Raw genomic sequence first — 22,396 nt, 5'->3', positions numbered from 1 at the left:
CGCCGGGACCGAGCGCCAGGCGCCGGTCCCGGGTCGCCCGTGCGAGCCGGGGCGCGCCGGGGGCCTCATACGATCCCGTACTCTTCGCGCACCGCGACAATCTCGTCACGCTACGCTCCCAAGGAATCCCGCTCCGGCAAAGGCGAAGCATGCCCCAGCACATCTCAGGGTCCGACCGCGCCGCCGCGCCCCCCGCTGCCCGCGGCAGCGTGCGGGCCACCGCGCCCTCGTCCCTGGACGCGCTGTGGCGCTCGTACAAGGAGACGGGTGACGAACGCCTGAGGGAGCAGCTGATCCTGCACTACTCGCCCCTGGTGAAGTACGTGGCCGGCCGGGTCAGCGTGGGCCTGCCGCCCAACGTGGAGCAGGCCGACTTCGTCTCCTCGGGGGTCTTCGGGCTGATCGACGCCATCGAGAAGTTCGACCTCGACCGCTCCATCAAGTTCGAGACGTACGCGATCACCCGGATCCGCGGCGCGATGATCGACGAGCTGCGGGCGCTGGACTGGATCCCGCGCTCCGTACGGCAGAAGGCGCGGGCGGTCGAGCGGGCCTACGCCACGCTGGAGGCCCAGCTGCGCCGCACCCCGACCGAGCAGGAGGTCGCGGGCGAAATGGGCATCGCGGTGGAGGAACTCCACACGGTCTTCAGCCAGTTGTCGCTGGCGAACGTGGTCGCCCTGGAGGAGCTGCTGCACGTCGGCGGGGAGGGCGGCGACCGCCTCTCCCTGATGGACACCCTGGAGGACACCGCCGCCGACGATCCGGTGGAGGTGGCCGAGGACCGCGAGCTGCGCAGGCTGCTGGCCCGTGCCATCAACACGCTGCCGGAGCGCGAGAAGACCGTGGTGACCCTCTACTACTACGAGGGCCTCACGCTCGCCGAGATCGGCAACGTGCTCGGGGTGACCGAGAGCCGGGTCAGCCAGATCCACACCAAGTCGGTGCTGCAACTGCGCGCAAAGCTTGCGGATGTAGGGCGCTGAGACACCCGGATCTCCGTACAGTGGACGGGTGCCCAGGATTCGAGCGGCCTCCGTGGCCGAGCACCGTTCGATGCAGCGCCGCGCCCTGCTGGACGCGGCGCGCTCCCTGCTGTCCGAAGGTGGGACGGAGGCGCTGACCTTCCCCGCCCTGGCGCAGCGCACCGGGCTCGCCCGGTCCTCCGTGTACGAGTACTTCCGGTCCCGCGCAGCCGTGGTCGAAGAGCTGTGCGCGGTGGACTTCCCCGTGTGGGCGGCCGAGATCGAGGCCGCCATGGAGCAGGCGCCGACCCCCGAGGCGAAGATCGAGGCGTACGTGCGCAGCCAGCTGGGCCTGGTCGGCGACCGCCGGCACCGGGCGGTGGTCGCGATCTCGGCGAGCGAGCTGGACGCGGGCGCTCGCGAGAAGATCCGCGCGGCGCACGGCGGACTCGTGGCGATGATCGTGGAAGCCCTCGCCGCCCTGGGCCAGGAGCAGCCCACACTGGCGGCCATGCTGCTCCAGGGTGTGGTCGACGCGGCGGTGCGGCGGATCGAGCTCGGCGCCGCCGAGGACCCGGCCGTGGTGACGGAGACGGCGGTCGCGATGGCCCTCCGGGGCGTGCGCGGCTGACCTGCGGCGCGCGCTGCGCCGCCCGGGGCGGGCCGCCGGGCGGGTCCGCCGCCGGAAGCAGCCTCGGCGTGGGGCGCGGGAGCAGCGCCAGGGGGTTGAGGTAGGCGTCGCCCGACAGCAGGCCCCAGTGCAGGCAGGGGCTTGCGCAGTGGCCCCCTTCGGTCAGGACGCCGACGACCTGGCCCGCGGTGACCGGCTCCCCTTCGGCGACGAGCGGGCGGACCGGCTCGTAGGTGGTGCGCAGGCCGCCGGGCAGGGTCAGGGACAGCACCCCGCGCCCGGCCACCGGGCCCGCGAAGTGGACCCGGCCGGGCCCCACGGCCCGCACCCGCGTGCCCGCCGGGGCGGCGAGGTCCACCCCGCGGTGGCCCGCCGCGTACGGGGTCGGCGGCGGATCGAACCAGCGGGCCACCACGAGCGGGGCGGGCAGCGGCCGGGCGGCCGGCCCGGCCGCGGCATGCGCGGGATACGGGGCGTGCCGGGCGGGCGGAGCGGGTGCCGCGGGCACGGCGGCCGCGGCGGGCGGGGTGCCCGTCCGGGCCACCGCCAGCAGTAGCGCGAGCAGCAGAGTCGTCATGCCGGCAGCGTCCCGCACCGCCCGGACGGCACGGCGGAGCCTGTGGACGGACGGCGGGGTGTGGACAACGGAGTCACCTGGCATACCGCCCGGTCCCGTACACTTCTTACGGCGATCCGGGTCACCGGGTCGACTTCGCACGCCCCAGCACCGGCCGGACAGGCCGCGTGGCAGCGTCTCTCGGTCCCTTTTCCGGGGGCAGGACGCGGTGGGACGTCAGGACCAAACCGAGAAACCAAGGAGATGGCCATGGCCGTCGTAACGATGCGGGAGCTGCTGGAGAGCGGCGTCCACTTCGGTCACCAGACCCGTCGCTGGAACCCGAAGATGAAGCGCTTCATCTTCACCGAGCGCAACGGCATCTACATCATCGACCTGCTCCAGTCGCTGTCGTACATCGACCGCGCCTACGAGTTCGTCAAGGAGACCGTCGCGCACGGCGGCTCCATCATGTTCGTGGGTACGAAGAAGCAGGCCCAGGAGGCCATCGCCGAGCAGGCGACGCGCGTCGGCATGCCGTACGTCAACCAGCGCTGGCTGGGTGGCATGCTCACCAACTTCTCGACCGTCTACAAGCGCCTGCAGCGCCTGAAGGAGCTCGAGGCGATCGACTTCGAGGACGTGGCCGCCTCCGGCCTCACCAAGAAGGAGCTCCTGGTCCTCTCCCGCGAGAAGGCCAAGCTGGAGAAGACCCTCGGTGGTATCCGCGAGATGCAGAAGGTGCCGAGCGCCGTCTGGATCGTCGACACCAAGAAGGAGCACATCGCCGTCGGCGAGGCTCGCAAGCTGAACATCCCGGTCGTCGCGATCCTCGACACCAACTGCGACCCCGACGAGGTCGACTACAAGATCCCGGGCAACGACGACGCGATCCGCTCCGTCACCCTGCTCACCCGTGTGATCGCCGACGCCGTCGCCGAGGGCCTCATCGCCCGCTCCGGCGCTGCGACCGGTGACTCGAAGCCGGGCGACAAGGCCGCCGGCGAGCCGCTCGCCGAGTGGGAGCGCGACCTGCTCGAGGGCGAGAAGAAGGCCGACGCGGCCGAGGCCGCCCCGGCCGCCGAGGCCGAGCAGGCCTGACCCGCTGAGGGCGCCCGGGGTTCACGCTCCGGGCACTCGCAGGACGGACGATGACGGCGGGGGAGTCGTGCCACGAGCGCGCCTCCTCCGCCGCTCACCCGTAGATCTACGACTTCGAGAGAGAAGCAAAAGACTCATGGCGAACTACACCGCCGCTGACGTCAAGAAGCTCCGCGAGCTCACCGGCGCCGGCATGCTGGACTGCAAGAACGCGCTCGTCGAGGCCGACGGTGACGTCGAGAAGGCCCAGGAAGCCCTCCGCATCAAGGGCCAGAAGGGCGTCGCCAAGCGCGAGGGCCGTTCCGCCGAGAACGGTGCCGTCGTCACTCTGATCGCCGACGACAACACCTCCGGCGTCCTGCTCGAGCTGAAGTGCGAGACGGACTTCGTCGCCAAGGGTGAGAAGTTCCTCGCCGTCGCCAACCAGCTCGCCGCCCACGTCGCCGCCACCTCTCCGGCCGACGTCGAGGCCCTGCTCGCCTCCGAGATCGAGCCCGGCAAGACCGTCGCCGCCTTCGTCGACGAGGCCAACGCCAACCTCGGCGAGAAGATCGTCCTGGACCGCTTCGCGCAGTTCACCGGCGGCTACGTGACCTCCTACATGCACCGCACCATGCCCGACCTGCCGTTCCAGATCGGCGTCCTGGTCGAGCTGGACAAGGAGAACGCCGACGTCGCCCGCGGTGTCGCGCAGCACATCGCCGCGTTCGCCCCGCAGTGGCTGTCCGCCGACGACGTCCCGGCCGAGAAGGTCGAGTCCGAGCGCCGCATCGCCGAAGAGGTCACCCGCGCGGAGGGCAAGCCCGAGGCTGCCATCGCCAAGATCGTCGAGGGTCGCGTCAACGGCTTCTTCAAGGAGGCCACCCTCCTGGGCCAGCCGTACGCCCTGGACAACAAGAAGTCCGTCCAGAAGGTCCTGGACGAGGCCGGTGTCACCCTGAAGCGCTTCACGCGCATCAAGGTCGGCATCTGAGTCCGTCCGTACAACGACGGACACCGGACCCCGGTAGGGTCTGAGGCAGTCGTCCGCGTACGCGCGGAACGACCGCAGATCTGACGAGGAGGCCATTGCCGTAGAGGGAACCGCGAGGACCCACCGGCAATGGCCTTCTTCGTATGTGCACGAGGAGATCTCCATGAATCAGGGCGTGGACCCCCACAACGCTTCCGACGACAAGAACGACCACGGGACGAAGACCCGCCGCTACCTGCTGAAGCTGTCCGGCGAAGCCTTCTCCGGTGGCGGCGGACTGGGCGTCGACCCCGACGTCGTCCATGCCATCGCGCGCGAGATCGGCGCGGTGGTCCGGGACGGCGCGGAGATTGCCGTCGTGATCGGCGGCGGCAACTTCTTCCGCGGCGCCGAACTCCAGCAGCGCGGCATGGACCGCGCCCGGTCCGACTACATGGGCATGCTCGGCACCGTCATGAACTGCCTCGCCCTCCAGGACTTCCTGGAGAAGGAGGGCATCGACTCCCGCGTCCAGACGGCGATCACCATGGGCCAGGTCGCCGAGCCGTACATTCCGCTGCGGGCCGTACGGCACCTGGAGAAGGGCCGCGTCGTGATCTTCGGCGCGGGCATGGGCATGCCCTACTTCTCCACCGACACCACGGCCGCCCAGCGTGCCCTGGAGATCGACGCCGAGGCCCTGCTCATGGGCAAGAACGGTGTCGACGGCGTCTACGACTCCGACCCCAAGAAGAACCCCGACGCGGTGAAGTTCGACGCGCTGGAGTACGGCGAGGTGCTCTCCCGCGACCTCAAGGTCGCCGACGCCACCGCCATCACGCTGTGCCGCGACAACAAGCTGCCGATCCTGGTGTTCGAACTGCTCGCCGAGGGCAATATCGCCCGCGCCGTCAAGGGTGAGAAGATCGGCACGCTCGTGAGCGACCAGGGAACCCGGGCCTGAGCGGTCCGCAGCCGGACCGGGCCCCTGGGGGCCCGGCTCGCACCGCCCGCCTGAACCATCCATTCAAGACATGCAGGAGCACGTGGTGATCGAAGAAATCCTCCTCGAGGCCGAGGAGAAGATGGAGAAGGCCGTCGTCGTCGCCAAGGAGGACTTCGCCGCGATCCGCACGGGCCGTGCGCACCCGGCGATGTTCAACAAGATCGTGGCGGACTACTACGGCGCGCTGACCCCCATCAACCAGCTCGCGTCCTTCTCGGTGCCCGAGCCCCGCATGGCCGTGGTGACCCCGTTCGACAAGAGCGCCCTGCGCAACATCGAGCAGGCCATCCGCGACTCCGACCTGGGCGTCAACCCGAGCAACGACGGCAACATCATCCGTGTGGTGTTCCCGGAGCTCACCGAGGAGCGCCGCAAGGAGTACATCAAGGTCGCGCGCGGCAAGGCCGAGGACTCCAAGGTCTCCATCCGCTCCGTCCGCCGCAAGGCCAAGGACGCCCTCGACAAGCTCGTCAAGGACAAGGAGACGGGCGAGGACGAGGTGCGCCGCGCCGAGAAGGAGCTCGACGACACCACCGCGAAGTACGTCGCGCAGGTGGACGAGCTGCTCAAGCACAAGGAAGCCGAGCTGCTCGAGGTCTGATGAACGACTCTCCCTGGGCCACGGAGCCGGTTCCGGCGGGTCCCGCATACGATGCGCTGGTGGGACCGCACACTCGGCCCATGCCCATCGTGCCCGATGCCGCCGGCCGTGACTTCGACGACCGGGAAGCACGCGATCGGGGGGCTGCCGCTGACGGCGGCCCCCCGTTCCGCGCCGAGACGCCGCCGCAGGAGCCCATGCCCAGCCCCCCGCCCCCGCCTTCGCAGGCACCACAGGATTCCTCGCCCCCGCCGCAGAAGAAGCGGGCAGGGCGAGACCTGCGTGCCGCCATAGGGGTCGGCGTCGGCCTCGGTGCGGTGATCTTCGCTTCGCTCTTCATCGTGAAGGCGGTCTTCGTCGGCGTCATCGTCGTCGCGGTCGTCGTCGGCCTGTGGGAGCTCACCTCCCGGCTCCGGGAGAAGAAGGGCATCAAGGCGCCGCTCGTCCCGCTCGCGATCGGCGGCGCCGCCATGGTCATCGCCGGGTACGTGACGGGCGCCGAGGGCGCCTGGGTGGCCATGGCCCTGACCGCGCTGGCGGTCCTGGTCTGGCGGATGACCGAACCGCCCGAGGACTACCTCAAGGACGTCACGGCGGGTGTCTTCGCGGCGTTCTACGTGCCGTTCCTGGCGACCTTCGTCGCGATGCTGCTCACGGCGGACGACGGCCCGCAGCGGGTGGCCACCTTCCTGATCCTGACCGTCGTCAGCGACACCGGCGCCTACGCGGTGGGCTGGCGCTTCGGCAAGACCAAGCTCGCGCCGCGCATCAGCCCCGGGAAGACCCGCGAGGGGCTCTTCGGCGCGGTGGCCTTCGCGATGGCGGCCGGCGCGCTGTGCATGGAGTTCCTGGTCGACGGCGGAGCCTGGTGGCAGGGCCTGCTGCTCGGTCTCGCGGTCGCGGTCAGCGCCACGCTCGGCGACCTCGGCGAGTCGATGATCAAGCGGGACCTGGGCATCAAGGACATGGGCACCCTGCTCCCGGGCCATGGCGGGATCATGGACCGGCTGGACTCGCTGCTGCCGACCGCCCCGGTGGTCTGGCTGCTGCTGGCCCTGTTCGTCGGCACCGGCTGACCGCCGGGACCGGACCGCCGGTACCGGCTGAGCCGACCGGGTTATCCTGAAGGGCGCACCATTTCCGTGGTGCGCCCTTTCCCCGTGATCGCGGGGATGCATCTCGTGAGGTCTCCGGGCGCGGACCGCGCCATCGCCATCGCTCCGCACGTGCGGAGCCCGTCGGACCTCGTCGCCTGAGGAAGGACCGATCATGGCACCCCGCCCCGCTCCGGGAGAGCTCACCTTCGCCGCGCCCAAGGGGGCGAAGAAGCCGCCCCGGCACCTCGCCGACCTCTCGCCGGCCGAGCGGCGCGAGGCGGTCGCCGCGATCGGCGAGAAGCCCTTCCGGGCCAAGCAGCTCTCGCAGCACTACTTCGCCCGCTACGCCCATGACCCGGCCGAGTGGACCGACATCCCCGCCGGCTCCCGCGAGAAGCTCCGCGAGGAGCTGCTGCCCGAGCTGATGAACGTCGTACGCCACATCTCCTGCGACGACGACACCACCCGCAAGACCCTGTGGCGGCTGCACGACGGCACCCTCGTCGAGTCCGTGCTGATGCGCTACCCCGACCGGGTCACCATGTGCATCTCCTCGCAGGCCGGCTGCGGCATGAACTGCCCGTTCTGCGCCACCGGCCAGGCCGGCCTGGACCGCAACCTGTCCACCGCGGAGATCGTGCACCAGATCGTCGACGGCATGCGCGCCCTGCGCGACGGCGAGGTCCCCGGCGGCCCGGCCCGGCTGTCGAACATCGTCTTCATGGGCATGGGCGAGCCGCTGGCCAACTACAACCGGGTCGTCGGCGCCATCCGCCGGCTGACCGACCCCGAGCCCGACGGCCTGGGCCTGTCGCAGCGCGGCATCACCGTCTCCACCGTCGGCCTGGTCCCGGCGATGCTGCGGTTCGCCGACGAGGGCTTCAAGTGCCGCCTCGCGGTCTCGCTGCACGCCCCCGACGACGAGCTGCGCGACACCCTCGTGCCGGTGAACACCCGCTGGAAGGTCCGCGAGGTCCTCGACGCGGCCTGGGAGTACGCCGAGAAGTCCGGCCGCCGGGTCTCCATCGAGTACGCCCTGATCCGCGACATCAACGACCAGGCCTGGCGCGGCGACCTCCTCGGCAAGCTCCTCAAGGGCAAGCGTGTCCACGTCAACCTGATCCCGCTGAACCCGACGCCGGGCTCGAAGTGGACCGCCTCGCGCCCCGAGGACGAGCGGGCCTTCGTCGAGGCCATCGCCCGGCACGGCGTGCCCGTGACCGTCCGTGACACCCGCGGCCAGGAGATCGACGGTGCGTGCGGCCAGCTGGCCGCAGCGGAGCGCTAGCTTCCGCTTCTGGCGGTGCCGGTTCGGCCACGGGGTACCCTGTGGCCGAACCAATTGCATATTCCGACAGGGGAGCGCCACAGCGCTGAGAGTGCGGCACCGTCAGCCGCAGACCCTCTGAACCTCGCCCCGGTCATTCGGGGTAGGAAGTTCGGTCACCACTCAAGCTGTTGCGCCCTGTCCGGCGTCCGCTCCGTCAGAGCGCCGGGCGGGGCCGCGTCTTCTCCTGGTCATCCCAGGAGGAATACACCAGTGAGCACCACCAGGAAGATCGCGGGCGCCGCGCTCGCGGCCGCCCTCGGCGTCACCACGCTCAGCGCCTGCGGCGGCGACGGCGGCCAGGACAAGGCCGAGGGCAGCGCCGGCGGGTCGCCGAAGTCCGGGACGGTCACGCTCGTCTCCCACGACTCCTTCGCCGTGACCGAGGCGGTCCTGAAGGAGTTCGAGCAGCAGAGCGGCTACACCGTCAAGGTCCTCAAGTCCGGGGACGCGGGCGCCGCCCTCAACCAGGAGATCCTCACCAAGGGCTCCCCGCGCGGCGACGTGTTCTTCGGCGTGGACAACACGCTCCTCTCCCGCGCCCTGGACAACGGCATCTTCACCCCGTACGAGGCCAAGGGCCTGGCCGGCGTGAAGCCCGAGTACGTCCTCGACAAGCAGCACCGGGTCACGCCGGTCGACTCCGGCGACATCTGCGTCAACTACGACAGGGCGTACTTCGCCGACAAGAAGATCGCCCCGCCGCAGACCCTGGACGACCTGGTCAAGCCCGAGTACAAGAACCTGCTGGTCACCGAGAACGCGGCCACCTCCTCCCCGGGCCTGGGCTTCCTGCTGGCCACCGTCGGCAAGTACGGCGAGGAGGGCTGGAAGGACTACTGGAGCAAGCTCAAGGCCAACGGCGTCGAGGTCGTCGACGGCTGGGAGCAGGCGTACAACGAGCGCTTCTCCGGCTCCGCGGGCGGCAAGAAGGCCAAGGGCGACCGCCCGCTGGTGGTCTCGTACGCCTCCAGCCCGCCGGTCGAGGTCCTGTACGCCGAGCCGAAGCCGGCCGAGGCCCCCACGGGCGTGGCCGCCGGCACCTGCTTCCGCCAGATCGAGTTCGCTGGCCTGCTCAAGGGCGCGAAGAACGAGGAGGGCGGCAAGGCGCTGATCGACTTCATGATCGGCAAGAAGTTCCAGGAGGACATGCCGCTCCAGATGTTCGTGAACCCGGTGGTCAAGGACGCCGCACTGCCGGAGCTGTTCACGAAGCACGGCGTGGTCGTCGAGAAGCCCGAGACCGTGGCTCCCGAGACCATCGCCAAGAACCGTGAGCAGTGGGTCAAGGCATGGTCCTCGCTCGTCGTGAAGTAGCCCCGGCCGACGCAGGACACGGGAGCGCCGCCCCCGCGCCGCGCGGTGCGCGCGGCGGCCGCGGCGGCGCCCGCGGTGCGGCCGTCAGGCTGGCCCTGATGGCCGCACCGCTGGCCTTCTTCGCACTGTTCTTCGCCTACCCCGTCACCGCGATCGTCGGCCGCGGAGTCAGGACCGAGGCCGGCTGGCAGTTCGGCCGCATCGGCGAGGTGCTGGCCCGGCCCGACATCGCCGGGGTGCTCTGGTTCACCGCCTGGCAGGCGTTCGCCTCCACGCTGCTCACCCTGCTGATCGCACTTCCCGGGGCGTACGTCTTCGCGCGGCTGGAGTTCCCCGGCAAGCAGCTGCTGCGGGCCGTGGTCACCGTCCCCTTCGTGCTGCCCACCGTGGTCGTCGGCACCGCCTTCCTGGCGCTGGTCGGGCGGGGCGGGCTGCTGGAGGAGCTGTGGGGCGTCCGGCTGGACACCACCGTGTGGGCGATCCTGCTCGCGCACGTCTTCTTCAACTACGCGGTGGTCGTCCGCACCGTCGGCGGTCTGTGGGCGCAGCTGGACCCGCGCCAGGAGGAGGCCGCCCGGGTGCTGGGCGCCGGGCGGTTCGCCGCCTGGCGGCGGGTGACGCTGCCCGCGCTGGTCCCGGCGGTGGCCGCCGCCGCGCTCATGGTCTTCCTGTTCACCTTCACCTCGTTCGGCGTCGTGCAGGTCCTCGGCGGGCCCTCGTACGCCACGCTGGAGGTGGAGGTCTACCGGCAGACCGCGCAGCTGCTGGACCTGTCCACGGCCGCCGTCCTGACGATGGTGCAGTTCGCCGCCGTCGCCCTGATCCTCGCCGTGCACGCCTGGACCGTGCGCCGGCGCGAGGCCGCGCTGCGGCTCGTGGACCCGGTGCGGACCGTGCACCGGCCGCGCGGGTTCGGGCAGCGGGCCCTGCTGGGCGGGGTGCTGCTGACGGTGGCGCTGCTGATCGTGCTGCCGCTCGGCGTGCTGGTGGAGCGGTCCTTCGATGCCCCGGGCGGGTACGGGCTGGGCTTCTACCAGGCGCTGCAGAGCGCGGGCTCGGGCGGCGGAACGTTTCTGGTGCCGCCGCTGGAGGCCGTCTGGAACTCCCTCGAGTACGCGCTGGCCGCCACCGCGATCGCCGTCGCGGTCGGCGGGCTCGCGGCCGCCGCGCTGACCCGGAAGGCGGGCCCCCTCGTCCGCGGCTTCGACGCGCTGCTGATGCTGCCGCTCGGGGTGTCCGCGGTGACCGTGGGCTTCGGGTTCCTGATCACCCTGGACGAGCCGCCGCTGGACCTGCGGACCTCGTGGATCCTGGTGCCGCTGGCGCAGGCGCTGGTCGGCGTGCCCTTCGTCGTACGGACCATGCTGCCCGTGCTGCGGGCCGTGGACAGCCGGCTCCGGGAGGCGGCCGCCGTGCTGGGTGCCTCCCCGCTGCGGGCGTGGCGGGAGGTGGACCTGCCACTGGTGCGGCGGGCGCTGCTGGTCGCGGCCGGGTTCGCCTTCGCCGTGTCGCTGGGGGAGTTCGGGGCCACCGTCTTCATCGCCCGGCCCGACCGGCCGACGCTGCCGGTGGCCGTGGCCCGGCTGCTGGGACGGGCCGGGGAGCTGAACTACGGGCAGGCGATGGCCCTGAGCACGATTCTGATGCTGGTGTGCGCGGCCGCCCTGCTGCTGCTGGAGCGGCTGCGGCCCGACAAGACCTCGGGAGAGTTCTGATGACCCTGCTCGAACTGGCCGGGGTCTCGGTCCGCTTCGGCGAGCGTGCCGTCGTCGACCGGGTGGACCTCCGGGTCGCCGAGCACGAGATCGTCTGCGTGCTGGGGCCGAGCGGCAGCGGGAAGTCCACGCTGCTGCGGGTCGTCGCCGGGCTCCAGCCCGTCTCGGCCGGCCGGGTCCTGCTGGGCGGGGCCGACCAGGCGCGGGTGCCCGTGCACCGGCGGGGCGTCGGGCTGATGTTCCAGGACCACCAGCTGTTCCCGCACCGCAACGTCGGCGAGAACGTGGCCTTCGGCCTGCGCATGCAGGGCGCCGCGGGCGGGCCGCGCGGATGGCGCCGCGCAGCGCGCGGCCCGGCGGAGGACCGGGTCGCGGAGCTGCTGGAGCTGGTCGGGCTGCCCGGGGCCCGGCAGCGCTCGGTGTCCTCCCTGTCGGGCGGCGAGCAGCAGCGGGTCGCGCTGGCCCGGGCGCTGGCGCCGTCGCCGCGGCTGCTGATGCTGGACGAGCCGCTGGGCCAGCTGGACCGCGGGCTGCGCGAGCGCCTCGTGGTGGAGCTGCGCGGGCTGTTCTCCCGCCTGGGCACCACCGTGCTGGCCGTCACCCACGACCAGGGGGAGGCCTTCGCCCTGGCCGACCGGGTCGTGGTGATGAGCGAGGGCCGGATCGCGCAGGCCGGGACCCCGCTGGAGGTGTGGCAGCGGCCGGCCTCCGAGTTCGTGGCCCGGTTCCTCGGCTTCGAGAACGTCGTCCCGGCGACGGTGTCGGGCAGCGCCGCGGCGACCGCCTGGGGCAAGGTCCCGGTGCCGGAGGGATCCCCGGAGGGGGAGCAGCGGGTGCTGATCCGTCCGGCGGGCGTGGTGCTCGCGGCGGCCGGCCTCGGCTGCGAGGTGGTGTCCCGTACCTTCCGGGGCACGCACGTGGCGCTGCGGCTGCGCCCGGAGGCCGGTCCGGACCTGGAGGCCGAGTGCGGGCTGGCCGCCGCCCCGGCGGCGGGGGACCGGGTCGCGGTGGCGTTCACGCCGAGCGAGGTGGTGGTCCTTCCGGCGGACTGACCGGGCCGCGGCCGGGGGCGGGGCCGGTCCGGCGCAGTGCGCCGAGGTACACCCCGGCGAGGATGACCGGGGCGCCCACCAGCAGCGAGGGGGTCAGCGGTTCGTCGTCGAGCCAGGCCGAGGCGAGGATCGCGACGACCGGGACGACGACGAACGCGTACGCCGCCCGCGAGGCGCCCCAGCGCTGGATCACGAGCAGGTAGAAGACGAAGGTGAGCACCGAACCCGCCACGACCAGGTACAGCAGAGCCCACCAGGTCGCGGCGCGTTCCGGCGCCGCCCAGCGGTCGCCCGCGAGGGCCGACCCGGCGAGCAGGGCCGCCGCAGCGGCCCCCATGCCCACCGCGTTCATGGCCACCGGATGCACCTTCGGCAGCCGCTGCACCAGCACCGCGGCCTCGGCCAGCGACAGTACGCTCCCCAGCATGGCGAGCAGGGCGAGCGGCGGCACCGAGCCCTGGAGCGGGGCCCGGGAGATGACCGCGACCCCGGCCGCGGCGCACAGCGTGCCCACGGCGGCCGTGGCGCGCAGCCGCTCCTGCCGCTGCACGACGGCGAGCAGCAGCGTGGCCAGGGGGACGAGCGCGAGGAGCGTCTGCCCGAGCCCCGCGTGGATGTGTACGAGGGCGTGGTACGCGAGGGCGAAGGCGATGCCGAAGTTGAGCAGCCCGTGCAGGGCCGCCCCGGCCAGCGCCCGCTCCCGCGGCCAGGGCAGCCGGAGCGCGGCCATCACGCAGACGAGCACGAGGGCCGCGGCCCCGAACCGCAGGGCGGCGCTCCACAGCGGGGCGAGTTCCCGCAGGCAGAACCTGACCCCGACGGCGTTGCCCCCGGCGAGCACGGCGCCGGCCGCGAACGCAGCCGTGGCCACCCGGTCGCGGCGGTGGTCCATCCCCGCACCGTAGGCCGCCGCGGGGGACCCCGCCGGGCGGTCCAGCCCGGTCTAGCCCAGCTGCGCCGGCTCCCGCGCCGGCTCCGGGTCCCGGGCCGGCAGCGCGTCCGGGGCCGGTGCCTCGGCCCCGTCGTGCTTGCCGTACCAGGCCACGGCCACGGCGCCGGCCACCGCGAGGACGAAGCCCAGCACGGCCAGCCAGGCCAGGCCCGGCCGGGACGTGTCGCCGAGCCAGAGCACGCCGATCGCCCCGGGCAGCACGGTCTCGCCGACCACCAGCGCGGCGGTCGCCCCGTTCACGGAGCCGATCTGGAGGGCCACGGTGTGCAGGTACATGCCGCCGACGCCGGCCAGCACGATGGCGTACAGGGCCGGGTCGCCGAGCAGGGCGAACGGGTCGAAGGGGTCGATGCCGTTCAGGATCCGGACGCCGACGCCGAGCGCGCCGAAGGCGAGGCCGGACAGCAGGCCCGCGAGGATCGCCGCCCGCCCGCCGAGCAGGCGCACGGCCACGGTGCCGCCCACGATGATCAGCGCGGTCACGGCGAACAGCCACCAGTGCGTGGCCATGGGGGCGTGGTGGCCGCCCTCGTGGCCGGCGGCCGTGGCGAGCAGCACCAGTGCCGCGCACACGACCCCGATGGAGATCCACTCCTTGCGGGTGAGCCGGATGCCCAGCATCCGCACGCTCAGGACCGCCGTGATCACCAGGTTGGCGCTGATGACCGTCTGGGACAGGAAGAGGGGGAGCATCCGGGAGGCGAGCGCGCCCAGGCCGAAGCCCGCGAAGTCCAGGATGGTCCCGATGATGAACTCCCAGGTCATCGCCGCCTTTGCGGTGGACGACAGGTTGGGGCCGCCGTGTGCGGTTACCCCGGCGGCGGCCGGGGTCGCCCGGGCGGCGCGGCGCGACCCGACGGCTTGCAGGACGGATCCCGTGCCGTAGCAGATGGACGCCGCTATCGCGGTCAGCAGGCCTATGAGCACCGGTGGCTCCGTTCACGTGTGACAGGTTGTGCAGTGAGTACCGCTGGCGCGGGTACGACTGCCAGACGTGAGAACGGGTCCGGAGGTTGCCTCCCGGGACCGGCTTGTTGCGGCGCTCAGCCGGTCAGGGCGAGCGAAGTCAGCTGCGCCACGCCCCAGCTGACGGGTGCGCACACCGTGAGCAGTGCGCCGGCGCGGACGGCGGCGGCCGTCCGCAGGACCGTGCCGGGGGTGCCGAGGTCGAGCAGGGCGGCGCGGGCCGCGGACCGGGTCTGGCGGACCTCGACGGCGGAGGTGAGCAGGGTCGCGGCGGTGCACAGGGCCACGAGGGCGCAGGCCGGGGCGGTCAGCGGGCCGAGCGGGGCGCCGGGCCCGCCCCCGCCGGGCAGGGCTGCGGCACTGAGGGCGGCGGCCCCGACCGCGCAGAGCACGCCGAGCGGGGGGCCGATGCGGGGTGCCTCCTCCTGCAGGGCCCGGCCGGCGAGCAGTCGGAGCGCGCCCGGGCGGGCGGCCTGGACCAGGCTCCCGCAGGCGTGGGCCAGGGCCGGGCCGGCGAGGGCGAGCCCGAGGGCCGTCAGGACCCAGCCGGCGGGCAGCAGGGCCCCGCCGCGGCCCGCGTACCCCTCGACGGCGAGCCCGCAGGCGGTGAGGGCGATGCCCCAGGGCAGGCCGGCCTGCGGGGAGGGCGGGGTGTGCGGGCGCAGGGCGAGGGCGGTGGCGGCCGAGGCGGCCAGCGGGACGAAGGCCAGCAGGGTCAGGGCTGCGGGGAGGGGCAGCGGCCGGTCGGCGTGCAGCAGCCGGGCGCCGACTCCGTCGAAGGGGAGTCCGCCGAGGTCGCCGCGCAGGTGGAGGAAGGCGGCCAGGGCCACGGCGCTGCCCAGGGTGCAGGAGACGGCGGTGGAGACGGCCGCGACGAGGGTGAGGCGGACGGGGCCCAGCCCGACGGCGTCCATTCCGGCGCGGGGCCGGGTGGCGGGGTCGGTCCGGGCGACGGCGACGGCGAGGTGGGCGGTGGCGGCGAGCGGGACCAGCGCCCACAGCAGGCGAGGGAACGATCCGGCGGGCCGGGCGAGGGCTCCCGCGAGCACGTACAGCAGCAGGAAGCCGGTGCCGGCGCAGGCTGCGGCGACCAGCAGACGGCGCAGCTGGACGAGGGGGCGGGAGCCGCGGGCTAGGCGGAGAGCGAGCACGCGGCCTGGCCCTCCGGGAAGTCGCCGGACGGGCCGGACATGCCGGGGGCCGCTCCGGCGGGGCGGCCGTCGAGGAGGGCGAACCGGCGGTCGGCGACGGACGCGGTGTCCTCGTCGTGGGTGGCGAGCACGATGGTGATCTCGTGCGAGCGGGCCGCGGTGGTCAGGGTGCGCAGGAGCAGGGCGCATTCGGCGCGGTGCAGCGGCGCGGTGGGCTCGTCGGCGAAGATCACGGCGGGCTCGCCGACCAGGGCCCGGGCCAGGGCGACGCGCTGGGACTCGGCGCGGTCCAGGGAGCGGGGGCGTTTGCGGGCGAAGCCGCCGATGTCGAGCCGGTCCAGCCATGCGGAGGCGGCCCGCTTGGCGGTGCGGTGCGAGGTGCCGGAGACCAGCAGGGGGAGGGCGGCGTTCTCCCAGACGGTGAGCTCGGGCAGCAGGTCCGGCTCGGGGCCGATCCAGCCGAACCGGTCGCGCCGCAGCCGTTCGCGGCTGAGGGCGCCCATGGTGTGGACGGGCAGGCTGTTGAACCAGACCTCGCCCTCGTGGGGGACGAGCTGGCCGCTGAGGCAGCGCAGCAGGGTGGTCTTCCCGCTGCCGCGCGGGCCGGTCACGGCGAGGACCTCGCCTTGGCGGACGCCGACCGAGACCCCGATGAGGGCGGGTGAACCGCTGTGGGAGTAGTGAACGGACCGTGCCCAGAGCACATCGTTGTCCGGTGGATCAACCATGGCGTACACCTCCGTCCGGGGGAACGAAGCGGAGCCCCTTCGGTCACTGGCGCCCGCACTGAGATGTAAAGAGGTGAACGTCGTGAATGCCGACAGCACACGGCCCGGACTCCCCCGTTCTCACTCGAACGGGGCATCCGGGCCGTGCGGTTCCGACTGTTTGCCGCCTCGCACCACGGCTTCGCCGCCCGGTCCCACGGCTTCGCAGCCCGGTCCTACAGCTTGGTCCACGCCTCGCTGAGCACCGAGCGCAGGATCCCCTCGATCTCGTCGAAGGTGCCCTGGTCCGCGATCAGCGGCGGGGCCAGCTGCACGACCGGGTCGCCGCGGTCGTCGGCCCGGCAGTACAGGCCGTTCTCGAAGAGCGCCTTGGAGAGGAAGCCGTAGAGCACGCGCTCGGTCTCCTCGTCCGTGAAGGACTCCTTGGTGACCTTGTCCTTGACGAGCTCGATGCCGTAGAAGTAGCCGTTTCCGCGGACGTCGCCGACGATCGGCAGGTCGTGCAGCTTCTGCAGCGTCTTCAGGAAGGCGGACTCGTTGTCCAGCACGTGCTGGTTGAGGCCTTCCTCGTCGAAGATGTCGAGGTTGGCGAGGGCCACGGCGGAGGACACCGGGTGCCCGCCGAAGGTGTAGCCGTGCAGGAAGGTGTTGCTGCCCTTGTAGAAGGGCTCGGCGACGCGGTCCGACACGATGCAGGCGCCGATCGGGGAGTAGCCCGAGGTCATGCCCTTGGCACAGGTGATCATGTCCGGTACGTAGTCGAACTTGTCGCAGGCGAACATCGTGCCGAGGCGGCCGAAGGCGCAGATCGTCTCGTCGGAGACGAGGAGCACGTCGTACTCGTCGCAGATTTCGCGGACGCGCTGGAAGTACCCGGGCGGCGGCGGGAAGCAGCCGCCGGCGTTCTGCACCGGCTCGAGGAAGACGGCGGCGACGGTGTCGGCGCCCTCGAAGAGGATCTGCTGCTCGATCTGGTCGGCGCACCAGCGGCCGAAGGCCTCGGGGTCGTCGCCGTGGATCGGGGCGCGGTAGATGTTGGTGTTCGGCACCTTGTGCGTACCGGGGACCAGCGGCTCGAAGGGGGCCTTGAGGGCCGGCAGGCCGGTGATGGACAGCGCGCCCTGCGGGGTGCCGTGGTAGGCGACCGCACGCGAGATGACCTTGTACTTGGTCGGCTTGCCCTTGAGCTTGAAGTACTGCTTGGCCAGCTTCCAGGCGGTCTCGACGGCCTCGCCGCCGCCGGTGGTGAAGAAGACCTTGTTCAGGTCGCCCGGGGCGTAGCCGGCGAGGCGCTCGGCCAGCTCGACGGCCTTGGGGTGGGCGTAGGACCACACGGGGAAGAACGCGAGCTCCTGCGCCTGCTTGTAGGCGACCTCGGCGAGCTCCCGGCGGCCGTGACCGGCGTTGACCACGAACAGTCCGGCGAGACCGTCCAGGTAGCGCTTGCCCTTGTCGTCGTAGATGTAGGTGCCCTCACCGCGGACGATGGTGGGGACGGGGGTGTTCTCGTACGAGGACATGCGGGTGAAGTGCATCCACAGGTGGTCGTACGCGGTCTTGGACAGGTCCTGGGTCACGGGTTATCGGGTTCCCCACATGTAGGTCTGCTTCTTCAGCTTCAGATAGACGAAGCTTTCGGTGGATCGCACGCCGGGGAGCGCGCGGATCTTCTTGTTGATCGTTTCCAGCAGGTGGTCGTCGTCCTCGCAGACGATCTCCACCATCAGGTCGAACGAGCCGGCCGTCATCACCACGTACTCGCACTCGGCCATCTGGGTCAGCGCATCGGCCACCGGGTCGACGTCGCCCTCGACGTTGATGCCGACCATGGCCTGGCGGCGCAGGCCCACGGTGAGCGGGTCGGTGACGGCGACGATCTGCATGACGCCCTGGTCGAGGAGCTTCTGCACGCGCTGGCGCACGGCTGCCTCGGAGAGGCCCACCGCCTTGCCGATCGCCGCGTACGGCCGGCGGCCGTCCTCCTGCAGTTGCTCGATGATCGCGAGCGACACAGCATCGACCGAAGGGGACGGCTGCCTGCTCCTGGAATCTGCGCTTCGACTGACCACGACCTCACTGTGCACGAGGAGTCGTCTGTTCCGCAAGACGGATTCGATGAAATCCGTTGTCTTTGGATCTGGATCTCACTGATTTCGTAGGTGGCCGTGTCTGGCCCTGTCGAAAGCGTCGGCCGAGGAGCTAGGCTTGGGGGAGCGTCTCAACCATTGGACATTGATCAGGAGTGTGGCTGTAGTGACCACCGAACTGCGTCGTCTGCGCAACTACATCGGCGGGGAGTTCAAGGACGCCGCCGACGGGCGGACCACCGATGTGGTCAACCCCGCCACCGGCGAGGTGTACGCGACGGCCCCGCTCTCCGGCCAGGCCGACGTGGACGCGGCCATGGCCGCCGCTGCCGCCGCCTTCCCGGGCTGGCGCGACACGACCCCCTCCGAGCGGCAGAAGGCCCTGCTCAAGATCGCCGACGCCTTCGAGGCGCGCGCGGACGAGCTGGTGGCCGCCGAGTCGGAGAACACGGGCAAGCCGCTGGGCCTCACGGCCAGCGAGGAGCTGCCCCCGATGGTGGACCAGATCCGCTTCTTCGCGGGTGCGGCCCGTCTGCTGGAGGGCCGCTCCGCCGGTGAGTACATGGACGGGATGACCTCGATCATCCGCCGTGAGCCGGTCGGCGTCTGCGCCCAGGTCGCGCCGTGGAACTACCCGATGATGATGGCCGTCTGGAAGTTCGCCCCGGCCATCGCCGCGGGCAACACCGTGGTGCTCAAGCCATCGGACACCACCCCCGCCTCCACCGTCCTGATGGCGGAGATCATCGACTCGATCCTGCCCAAGGGCGTCTTCAACGTCGTCTGCGGCGACCGCGAGACCGGCAAGGCCATGGTCGAGCACTCCACCCCGGCGATGGCCTCCATCACCGGCTCCGTCCGCGCGGGCATGCAGGTCGCCGAGAGCGCCTCGAAGGACGTCAAGCGCGTCCACCTGGAGCTCGGCGGCAAGGCCCCGGTCGTGGTCTTCGAGGACGCCGACATCGCCAAGGCCGTCGAGGACATCGCCGTCGCCGGCTACTTCAACGCCGGCCAGGACTGCACCGCCGCCACCCGCGTCCTCGTGCACCGGTCCATCCACGACGAGTTCGTGGCCGCCCTCGCCAAGGCCGCCGCCGACACCAAGACCGGCGCCCCGGACGACGAGGACGTGCTCTACGGCCCGCTGAACAACCCCAACCAGCTGAACCAGGTCGCGGGCTTCATCGACCGCCTCCCGGCGCACGCCAAGGTCGAGGCCGGCGGCCACCGGGTCGGCGACAAGGGCTACTTCTACGCCCCGACCGTCGTCTCCGGCCTCAAGCAGGACGACGAGATCGTCCAGAACGAGGTCTTCGGCCCGGTCATCACCGTCCAGTCCTTCACGGACGAGGCGCAGGCCGTGGAGTACGCGAACGGCGTCGAGTACGCCCTGGCCTCCTCGGTGTGGACCAAGGACCACGCCCGGGCGATGCGCATGTCCAAGAAGCTCGACTTCGGCTGCGTGTGGATCAACACCCACATCCCGCTGGTCGCCGAGATGCCCCACGGCGGCTTCAAGAAGTCCGGCTACGGCAAGGACCTCTCCGCCTACGGCTTCGAGGACTACACCCGCATCAAGCACGTGATGACCTCGCTCGACGGCTGACCGGGCGGTTCCGGCGGGGCGCGCGGCCGGTGAGGACCGCGCAAGGGCCGCCGGAGTTCGATCAAGGGGCGGGCAGTGGACAATGTGTCCATTGCCCGCCCCCGTCACGTTCCCCGAGGCTCTTGTCCATGCCTGAACTCGCCTTCTCCCGCCGTACGGCGCTGCGCGGAATCGGTGCCGCCGGCCTGCTCGCGGCCCTCGCCGGCTGCGGCGTGCCGTCCGCGTACGTCCCCGAGGACCGGCGGGGAGGCCCGGACCGCTCGGGGCGGGACCGGAGCCTCAACTTCTCCAACTGGCCGCTGTACATAGACACCGACGAGGAGGACGAGGAGCGCCGCCCCACCCTGGAGGCCTTCTCGCGGAAGACCGGCATCGAGGTCGCGTACAGCGAGGAGATCAACGACAACGACGAGTTCTTCGGCAAGATCAGCCCCGCCCTGATGAACCGTCAGGACACCGGCCGCGACCTGGTGGTGGTCACCGACTGGATGGCCGCCCGGTACGTCCAGCTGGGCTGGGCGCAGAGGATGGACCGCGCCGCGCAGCCCAACGTGGCCGCGCACCTCGACCCGCAGCTGCGCTCGCCCGCCTTCGACGAGGGCCGTCTGCGCACCGTCCCCTGGCAGTCGGGGATCACCGGCATCGCCTACCACCGCAAGGCCCTCGGCCGGGAGATCAAGTCCGTCAAGGACCTGTGGCACCCGGACCTGGCGGGCCGGGTCACCCTCTTCTCCGGCCTCGACGAGTCCTTCGCCCTGCTGATGCAGGGCAACGGCGTGGACGTCACCCGGTGGACCGAGTCCGACTTCCACCGGATGTGCGACCAGGTCGAGGAGCTGGTGCGCAGGAAGCACATCCGCCGCTTCACCGGCAACGACTACACCTCCGACCTCGCCAAGGGCGACGTCCTGGCCTGCCAGGCCTACTCCGGCGACGCCATCCAGCTCAAGGCCGACAACCCCGACATCGAGTTCGTGGTCCCCGAGGAGGGCGGCGAGCTGTGGTCGGAGAGCATGCTCGTGCCCAACCTGGCCCGGCACAAGGCCAATGCCGAGGCCCTCGTCGACTACTACTACGACCCGGAGGTGGCCGCCGAGCTCGCCGCCTTCGTCAACTACGTCTGCCCCGTGCCGGCCGCCCGCGAGGTGCTGGCCCGCTCGGAGGACAAGGAGACCGCGGAACTCGCCGAGAACCAGCTGATGTTCCCGGACGGGGAGATGCGGGGGCGCCTGGCGGTGGCCCGCGCCATCACCTCCGCGGAGCGCCGCACCTTCGCCCGCCGCTGGAACGCCATCGCCGGCCTGTGATCACCACCACAGAACTGAACATGTTCAGGAAATCGGCTGAACGTGTTCAACTCTGGGCGTAGGCTCCTGCCATGAGCGAGAGAAGCGCCCTCCAGCGGCGGATCCGTGCCTGGCTGATCCTGTTCACCGTCTGCCTGGTCCTCAGCGGGCTCACCGCCTTCCCCCTGGTCACCGAGGTGCGCTGGGCGAACTCCCTGGTGTCCCACGAGTGGCTGAGCCGGGTCGGCGAGGGCCTGGACCGGGCCGACGCGCAGTACCCGTTCCTCCTCTACGGCACCGACTGGCTCGCGTTCGCCCACCTGGTGATCGCGGTCTTCTTCTACGGCGTCCTGCGCGACCCCGTGCGCAACGTCTGGATCATCGAAGCCGGCATGATCGCCTGCGCCGGCATCATCCCCCTGGCGCTGATCTGCGGGCCCATCCGGGGCATCCCCTTCGGGTGGAGCCTCATCGACATGTCCTTCGGGGTCTTCGGGGTGATCCCGCTGATCGCGCTCCGCCGTCTCGTCAAACGGCTGGAGGCGCTGCCCGCCACCACCTGACGGCGGCCGCCGCCCGCGCCCGCGGCCTCACCGGCCGAACCGGGCGCGGGCGGCCGCCAGGACGTCGATCCGGTTCGTGGTGACGGCGTCCACCCCGGCCGCCAGCAGTCTGCGCATCGAGCAGCGGGTGTCGGCGGTCCACGCCGAGACCAGCAGGCCGTCCCGATGCAGTGCGTCCACCAGCTCCCGGTCGACCAGCCCGAAGCGGTAGTTGAGCCAGGCCGGCGCCACCGCGTCGATCAGCACCCGGCGCGGCGGCGACAGCGTCGTCCACGTCAGCGCGATCTCCGCGGCCGGGTCGGCGGCGCGCACGGCCAGCATGGTGTCCGGGCCCGCGCTGTAGTACGTACGCTCGCGGGCCCCGCACTCGCGGACCACCCCGACCACCGTCCGCACCGACTCGGCGGTCGCACCCGGCAGGTCGATCATCACCCGGCCCGTGCCCGACGCCGCCAGCACCTCGCGCAGGGTCGGGACCCCGCCCGCCGTCATCTCCCGCAGCTGGGCGGCCGTGACGGCGTCCAGCCGCACGTCGTGCCGCCACAGCCGCCACAGCGTGTCGTCGTGCAGGAGCACGGGCTCCCCGTCGCGGGTCAGCCGTACGTCGATCTCCACCGCGTCCGCTCCGCGCGCGAACGCCGAGCGGACGGAGGGCACGGTGTTCTCGGGGAAGCGGTAGGGGTCGCCGCGGTGGGCGACGGCCGTCAGGGTGCGCATGCCGCCCATTGTCCGGTGGC

At 71.8% G+C, this 22,396-nt stretch carries 21 protein-coding genes and 1 pseudogene; 14 read left to right on the top strand and 8 right to left on the bottom strand.

The window, feature by feature from the left end; translation table 11 throughout:
• Window positions 1-149: 149 nt before the first annotated feature.
• Window positions 150-986 carry an RNA polymerase sigma factor WhiG gene (gene whiG / locus AC068A_RS24775; protein ID WP_361095282.1) on the top strand — a complete coding sequence of 279 codons (837 nt, stop codon included), beginning with the start codon at window positions 150-152 and terminating at the stop codon, window positions 984-986.
• 52 nt (window positions 987-1,038) lie between these two features.
• The gene (locus AC068A_RS24770) at window positions 1,039-1,596 is read left to right on the top strand and encodes a TetR/AcrR family transcriptional regulator (protein ID WP_478588308.1); all 558 of its coding nucleotides are present in this window, start codon (window positions 1,039-1,041) and stop codon (window positions 1,594-1,596) included.
• Between the two features lie 151 nt (window positions 1,597-1,747).
• On the opposite strand, the pseudogene AC068A_RS24765 reads toward AC068A_RS24770, so the two are convergent.
• Window positions 1,748-2,173, bottom strand: a pseudogene (locus tag AC068A_RS24765) (peptidoglycan DD-metalloendopeptidase family protein); the annotation flags it as partial.
• Between the two features lie 249 nt (window positions 2,174-2,422).
• On the opposite strand from AC068A_RS24765, the gene rpsB reads away from it, so the two are divergent.
• The 9 genes from rpsB (at window position 2,423) to AC068A_RS24720 (ending at window position 12,320) form a co-directional block, all read left to right on the top strand.
• Window positions 2,423-3,253: a 30S ribosomal protein S2 gene (gene rpsB, locus AC068A_RS24760; RefSeq protein ID WP_385843183.1), complete on the top strand. Its 831-nt coding sequence runs from the start codon at window positions 2,423-2,425 to the stop codon at window positions 3,251-3,253.
• Between the two features lie 136 nt (window positions 3,254-3,389).
• Window positions 3,390-4,226 carry a translation elongation factor Ts gene (tsf, locus tag AC068A_RS24755; RefSeq protein WP_478588278.1) on the top strand — a complete coding sequence of 279 codons (837 nt, stop codon included), beginning with the start codon at window positions 3,390-3,392 and terminating at the stop codon, window positions 4,224-4,226.
• 163 nt (window positions 4,227-4,389) lie between these two features.
• Window positions 4,390-5,169 carry a UMP kinase gene (gene pyrH / locus AC068A_RS24750; protein WP_478588276.1) on the top strand — a complete coding sequence of 260 codons (780 nt, stop codon included), beginning with the start codon at window positions 4,390-4,392 and terminating at the stop codon, window positions 5,167-5,169.
• An 85-nt stretch (window positions 5,170-5,254) separates the two neighbouring features.
• Entirely contained in the window at window positions 5,255-5,812 is a 558-nt protein-coding gene (gene frr / locus AC068A_RS24745) for a ribosome recycling factor (protein WP_478588275.1), read from the top strand.
• Complete coding sequence (locus AC068A_RS24740) at window positions 5,812-6,888, top strand: phosphatidate cytidylyltransferase (RefSeq protein ID WP_478588273.1); 1,077 nt, start codon at window positions 5,812-5,814, stop codon at window positions 6,886-6,888. Before frr ends, AC068A_RS24740 begins: the two co-directional genes overlap by 1 nt.
• Window positions 6,889-7,081: 193 nt before the next feature.
• Window positions 7,082-8,197 carry a dual-specificity RNA methyltransferase RlmN gene (rlmN, locus tag AC068A_RS24735; RefSeq protein WP_478588271.1) on the top strand — a complete coding sequence of 372 codons (1,116 nt, stop codon included), beginning with the start codon at window positions 7,082-7,084 and terminating at the stop codon, window positions 8,195-8,197.
• A 252-nt stretch (window positions 8,198-8,449) separates the two neighbouring features.
• The gene (locus tag AC068A_RS24730) at window positions 8,450-9,553 is read left to right on the top strand and encodes a thiamine ABC transporter substrate-binding protein (RefSeq protein WP_478588269.1); all 1,104 of its coding nucleotides are present in this window, start codon (window positions 8,450-8,452) and stop codon (window positions 9,551-9,553) included.
• A 98-nt stretch (window positions 9,554-9,651) separates the two neighbouring features.
• On the top strand, window positions 9,652-11,268 hold the full coding sequence (locus AC068A_RS24725) for an ABC transporter permease (RefSeq protein ID WP_478588267.1): 1,617 nt from the start codon (window positions 9,652-9,654) through the stop codon (window positions 11,266-11,268).
• Window positions 11,268-12,320: an ABC transporter ATP-binding protein gene (locus AC068A_RS24720; RefSeq protein WP_478588265.1), complete on the top strand. Its 1,053-nt coding sequence runs from the start codon at window positions 11,268-11,270 to the stop codon at window positions 12,318-12,320. The genes AC068A_RS24725 and AC068A_RS24720 overlap by 1 nt, the downstream gene beginning before the upstream one ends.
• On the opposite strand, the gene AC068A_RS24715 is transcribed toward AC068A_RS24720, so the two are convergent.
• From AC068A_RS24715 to AC068A_RS24690, 6 genes are all read right to left on the bottom strand, one after another.
• Window positions 12,283-13,212: a DMT family transporter gene (locus AC068A_RS24715; RefSeq protein WP_478588263.1), complete on the bottom strand. Its 930-nt coding sequence runs from the start codon at window positions 13,210-13,212 to the stop codon at window positions 12,283-12,285. The two genes, AC068A_RS24720 and AC068A_RS24715, sit on opposite strands and share 38 nt — an antisense overlap.
• A gap of 51 nt (window positions 13,213-13,263) precedes the next feature.
• Entirely contained in the window at window positions 13,264-14,199 is a 936-nt protein-coding gene (locus AC068A_RS24710; protein WP_478588261.1) for a DMT family transporter, read from the bottom strand.
• Window positions 14,200-14,315: 116 nt separating this feature from the next.
• Entirely contained in the window at window positions 14,316-15,389 is a 1,074-nt protein-coding gene (locus AC068A_RS24705) for a hypothetical protein (protein WP_478588259.1), read from the bottom strand.
• The gene (locus AC068A_RS24700; protein ID WP_478588257.1) at window positions 15,371-16,117 is read right to left on the bottom strand and encodes an ABC transporter ATP-binding protein; all 747 of its coding nucleotides are present in this window, start codon (window positions 16,115-16,117) and stop codon (window positions 15,371-15,373) included. The genes AC068A_RS24705 and AC068A_RS24700 overlap by 19 nt, the downstream gene beginning before the upstream one ends.
• Before the next feature lie 215 nt (window positions 16,118-16,332).
• Window positions 16,333-17,694, bottom strand: a complete 1,362-nt coding sequence (locus AC068A_RS24695; protein WP_478588255.1) for an aspartate aminotransferase family protein — start codon at window positions 17,692-17,694, stop codon at window positions 16,333-16,335.
• Window positions 17,695-17,697: 3 nt separating this feature from the next.
• Window positions 17,698-18,201 carry an Lrp/AsnC family transcriptional regulator gene (locus AC068A_RS24690; protein ID WP_385427317.1) on the bottom strand — a complete coding sequence of 168 codons (504 nt, stop codon included), beginning with the start codon at window positions 18,199-18,201 and terminating at the stop codon, window positions 17,698-17,700.
• A 169-nt stretch (window positions 18,202-18,370) separates the two neighbouring features.
• Here AC068A_RS24690 and AC068A_RS24685 point away from each other — a divergent pair, with 169 nt between their 5' ends.
• The 3 genes from AC068A_RS24685 to AC068A_RS24675 all read left to right on the top strand — a co-directional run bounded on the left by AC068A_RS24685 (window position 18,371) and on the right by AC068A_RS24675 (window position 21,659).
• The gene (locus AC068A_RS24685) at window positions 18,371-19,810 is read left to right on the top strand and encodes a gamma-aminobutyraldehyde dehydrogenase (RefSeq protein WP_478588253.1); all 1,440 of its coding nucleotides are present in this window, start codon (window positions 18,371-18,373) and stop codon (window positions 19,808-19,810) included.
• A 128-nt stretch (window positions 19,811-19,938) separates the two neighbouring features.
• Entirely contained in the window at window positions 19,939-21,117 is a 1,179-nt protein-coding gene (locus AC068A_RS24680; RefSeq protein ID WP_478588251.1) for a polyamine ABC transporter substrate-binding protein, read from the top strand.
• A gap of 71 nt (window positions 21,118-21,188) precedes the next feature.
• Complete coding sequence (locus AC068A_RS24675; protein ID WP_478588249.1) at window positions 21,189-21,659, top strand: hypothetical protein; 471 nt, start codon at window positions 21,189-21,191, stop codon at window positions 21,657-21,659.
• Between the two features lie 27 nt (window positions 21,660-21,686).
• Here AC068A_RS24675 and AC068A_RS24670 read toward each other — a convergent pair whose 3' ends face one another.
• The gene (locus AC068A_RS24670; RefSeq protein WP_478588248.1) at window positions 21,687-22,376 is read right to left on the bottom strand and encodes a glycerophosphodiester phosphodiesterase; all 690 of its coding nucleotides are present in this window, start codon (window positions 22,374-22,376) and stop codon (window positions 21,687-21,689) included.
• Between the last annotated feature and the right edge of the window lie 20 nt (window positions 22,377-22,396).

The sequence above is a fragment of the Streptomyces sp. NPDC043854 genome, assembly GCF_056436005.1.
Note: the sequence above shows the minus strand (reverse complement) of the source record. Positions and strands in the feature narration are given on the sequence as shown.

Excerpts from the sequence above, each read along its gene's own strand:
- whiG (WP_361095282.1), top strand. The coding sequence starts at position 150 with ATGCCCCAGCACATCTCAGGGTCCGACCGCGCCGCCGCGCCCCCCGCT.
- rpsB (WP_385843183.1), top strand. The coding sequence starts at position 2,423 with ATGGCCGTCGTAACGATGCGGGAGCTGCTGGAGAGCGGCGTCCACTTC.
- tsf (WP_478588278.1), top strand. The coding sequence starts at position 3,390 with ATGGCGAACTACACCGCCGCTGACGTCAAGAAGCTCCGCGAGCTCACC.
- pyrH (WP_478588276.1), top strand. The coding sequence starts at position 4,390 with ATGAATCAGGGCGTGGACCCCCACAACGCTTCCGACGACAAGAACGAC.
- AC068A_RS24740 (WP_478588273.1), top strand. The coding sequence starts at position 5,812 with ATGAACGACTCTCCCTGGGCCACGGAGCCGGTTCCGGCGGGTCCCGCA.
- rlmN (WP_478588271.1), top strand. The coding sequence starts at position 7,082 with ATGGCACCCCGCCCCGCTCCGGGAGAGCTCACCTTCGCCGCGCCCAAG.
- AC068A_RS24725 (WP_478588267.1), top strand. The coding sequence starts at position 9,652 with ATGGCCGCACCGCTGGCCTTCTTCGCACTGTTCTTCGCCTACCCCGTC.
- AC068A_RS24720 (WP_478588265.1), top strand. The coding sequence starts at position 11,268 with ATGACCCTGCTCGAACTGGCCGGGGTCTCGGTCCGCTTCGGCGAGCGT.
- AC068A_RS24715 (WP_478588263.1), bottom strand. The coding sequence starts at position 13,212 with ATGGACCACCGCCGCGACCGGGTGGCCACGGCTGCGTTCGCGGCCGGC.
- AC068A_RS24700 (WP_478588257.1), bottom strand. The coding sequence starts at position 16,117 with ATGGTTGATCCACCGGACAACGATGTGCTCTGGGCACGGTCCGTTCAC.
- AC068A_RS24680 (WP_478588251.1), top strand. The coding sequence starts at position 19,939 with ATGCCTGAACTCGCCTTCTCCCGCCGTACGGCGCTGCGCGGAATCGGT.
- AC068A_RS24675 (WP_478588249.1), top strand. The coding sequence starts at position 21,189 with ATGAGCGAGAGAAGCGCCCTCCAGCGGCGGATCCGTGCCTGGCTGATC.
- AC068A_RS24670 (WP_478588248.1), bottom strand. The coding sequence starts at position 22,376 with ATGCGCACCCTGACGGCCGTCGCCCACCGCGGCGACCCCTACCGCTTC.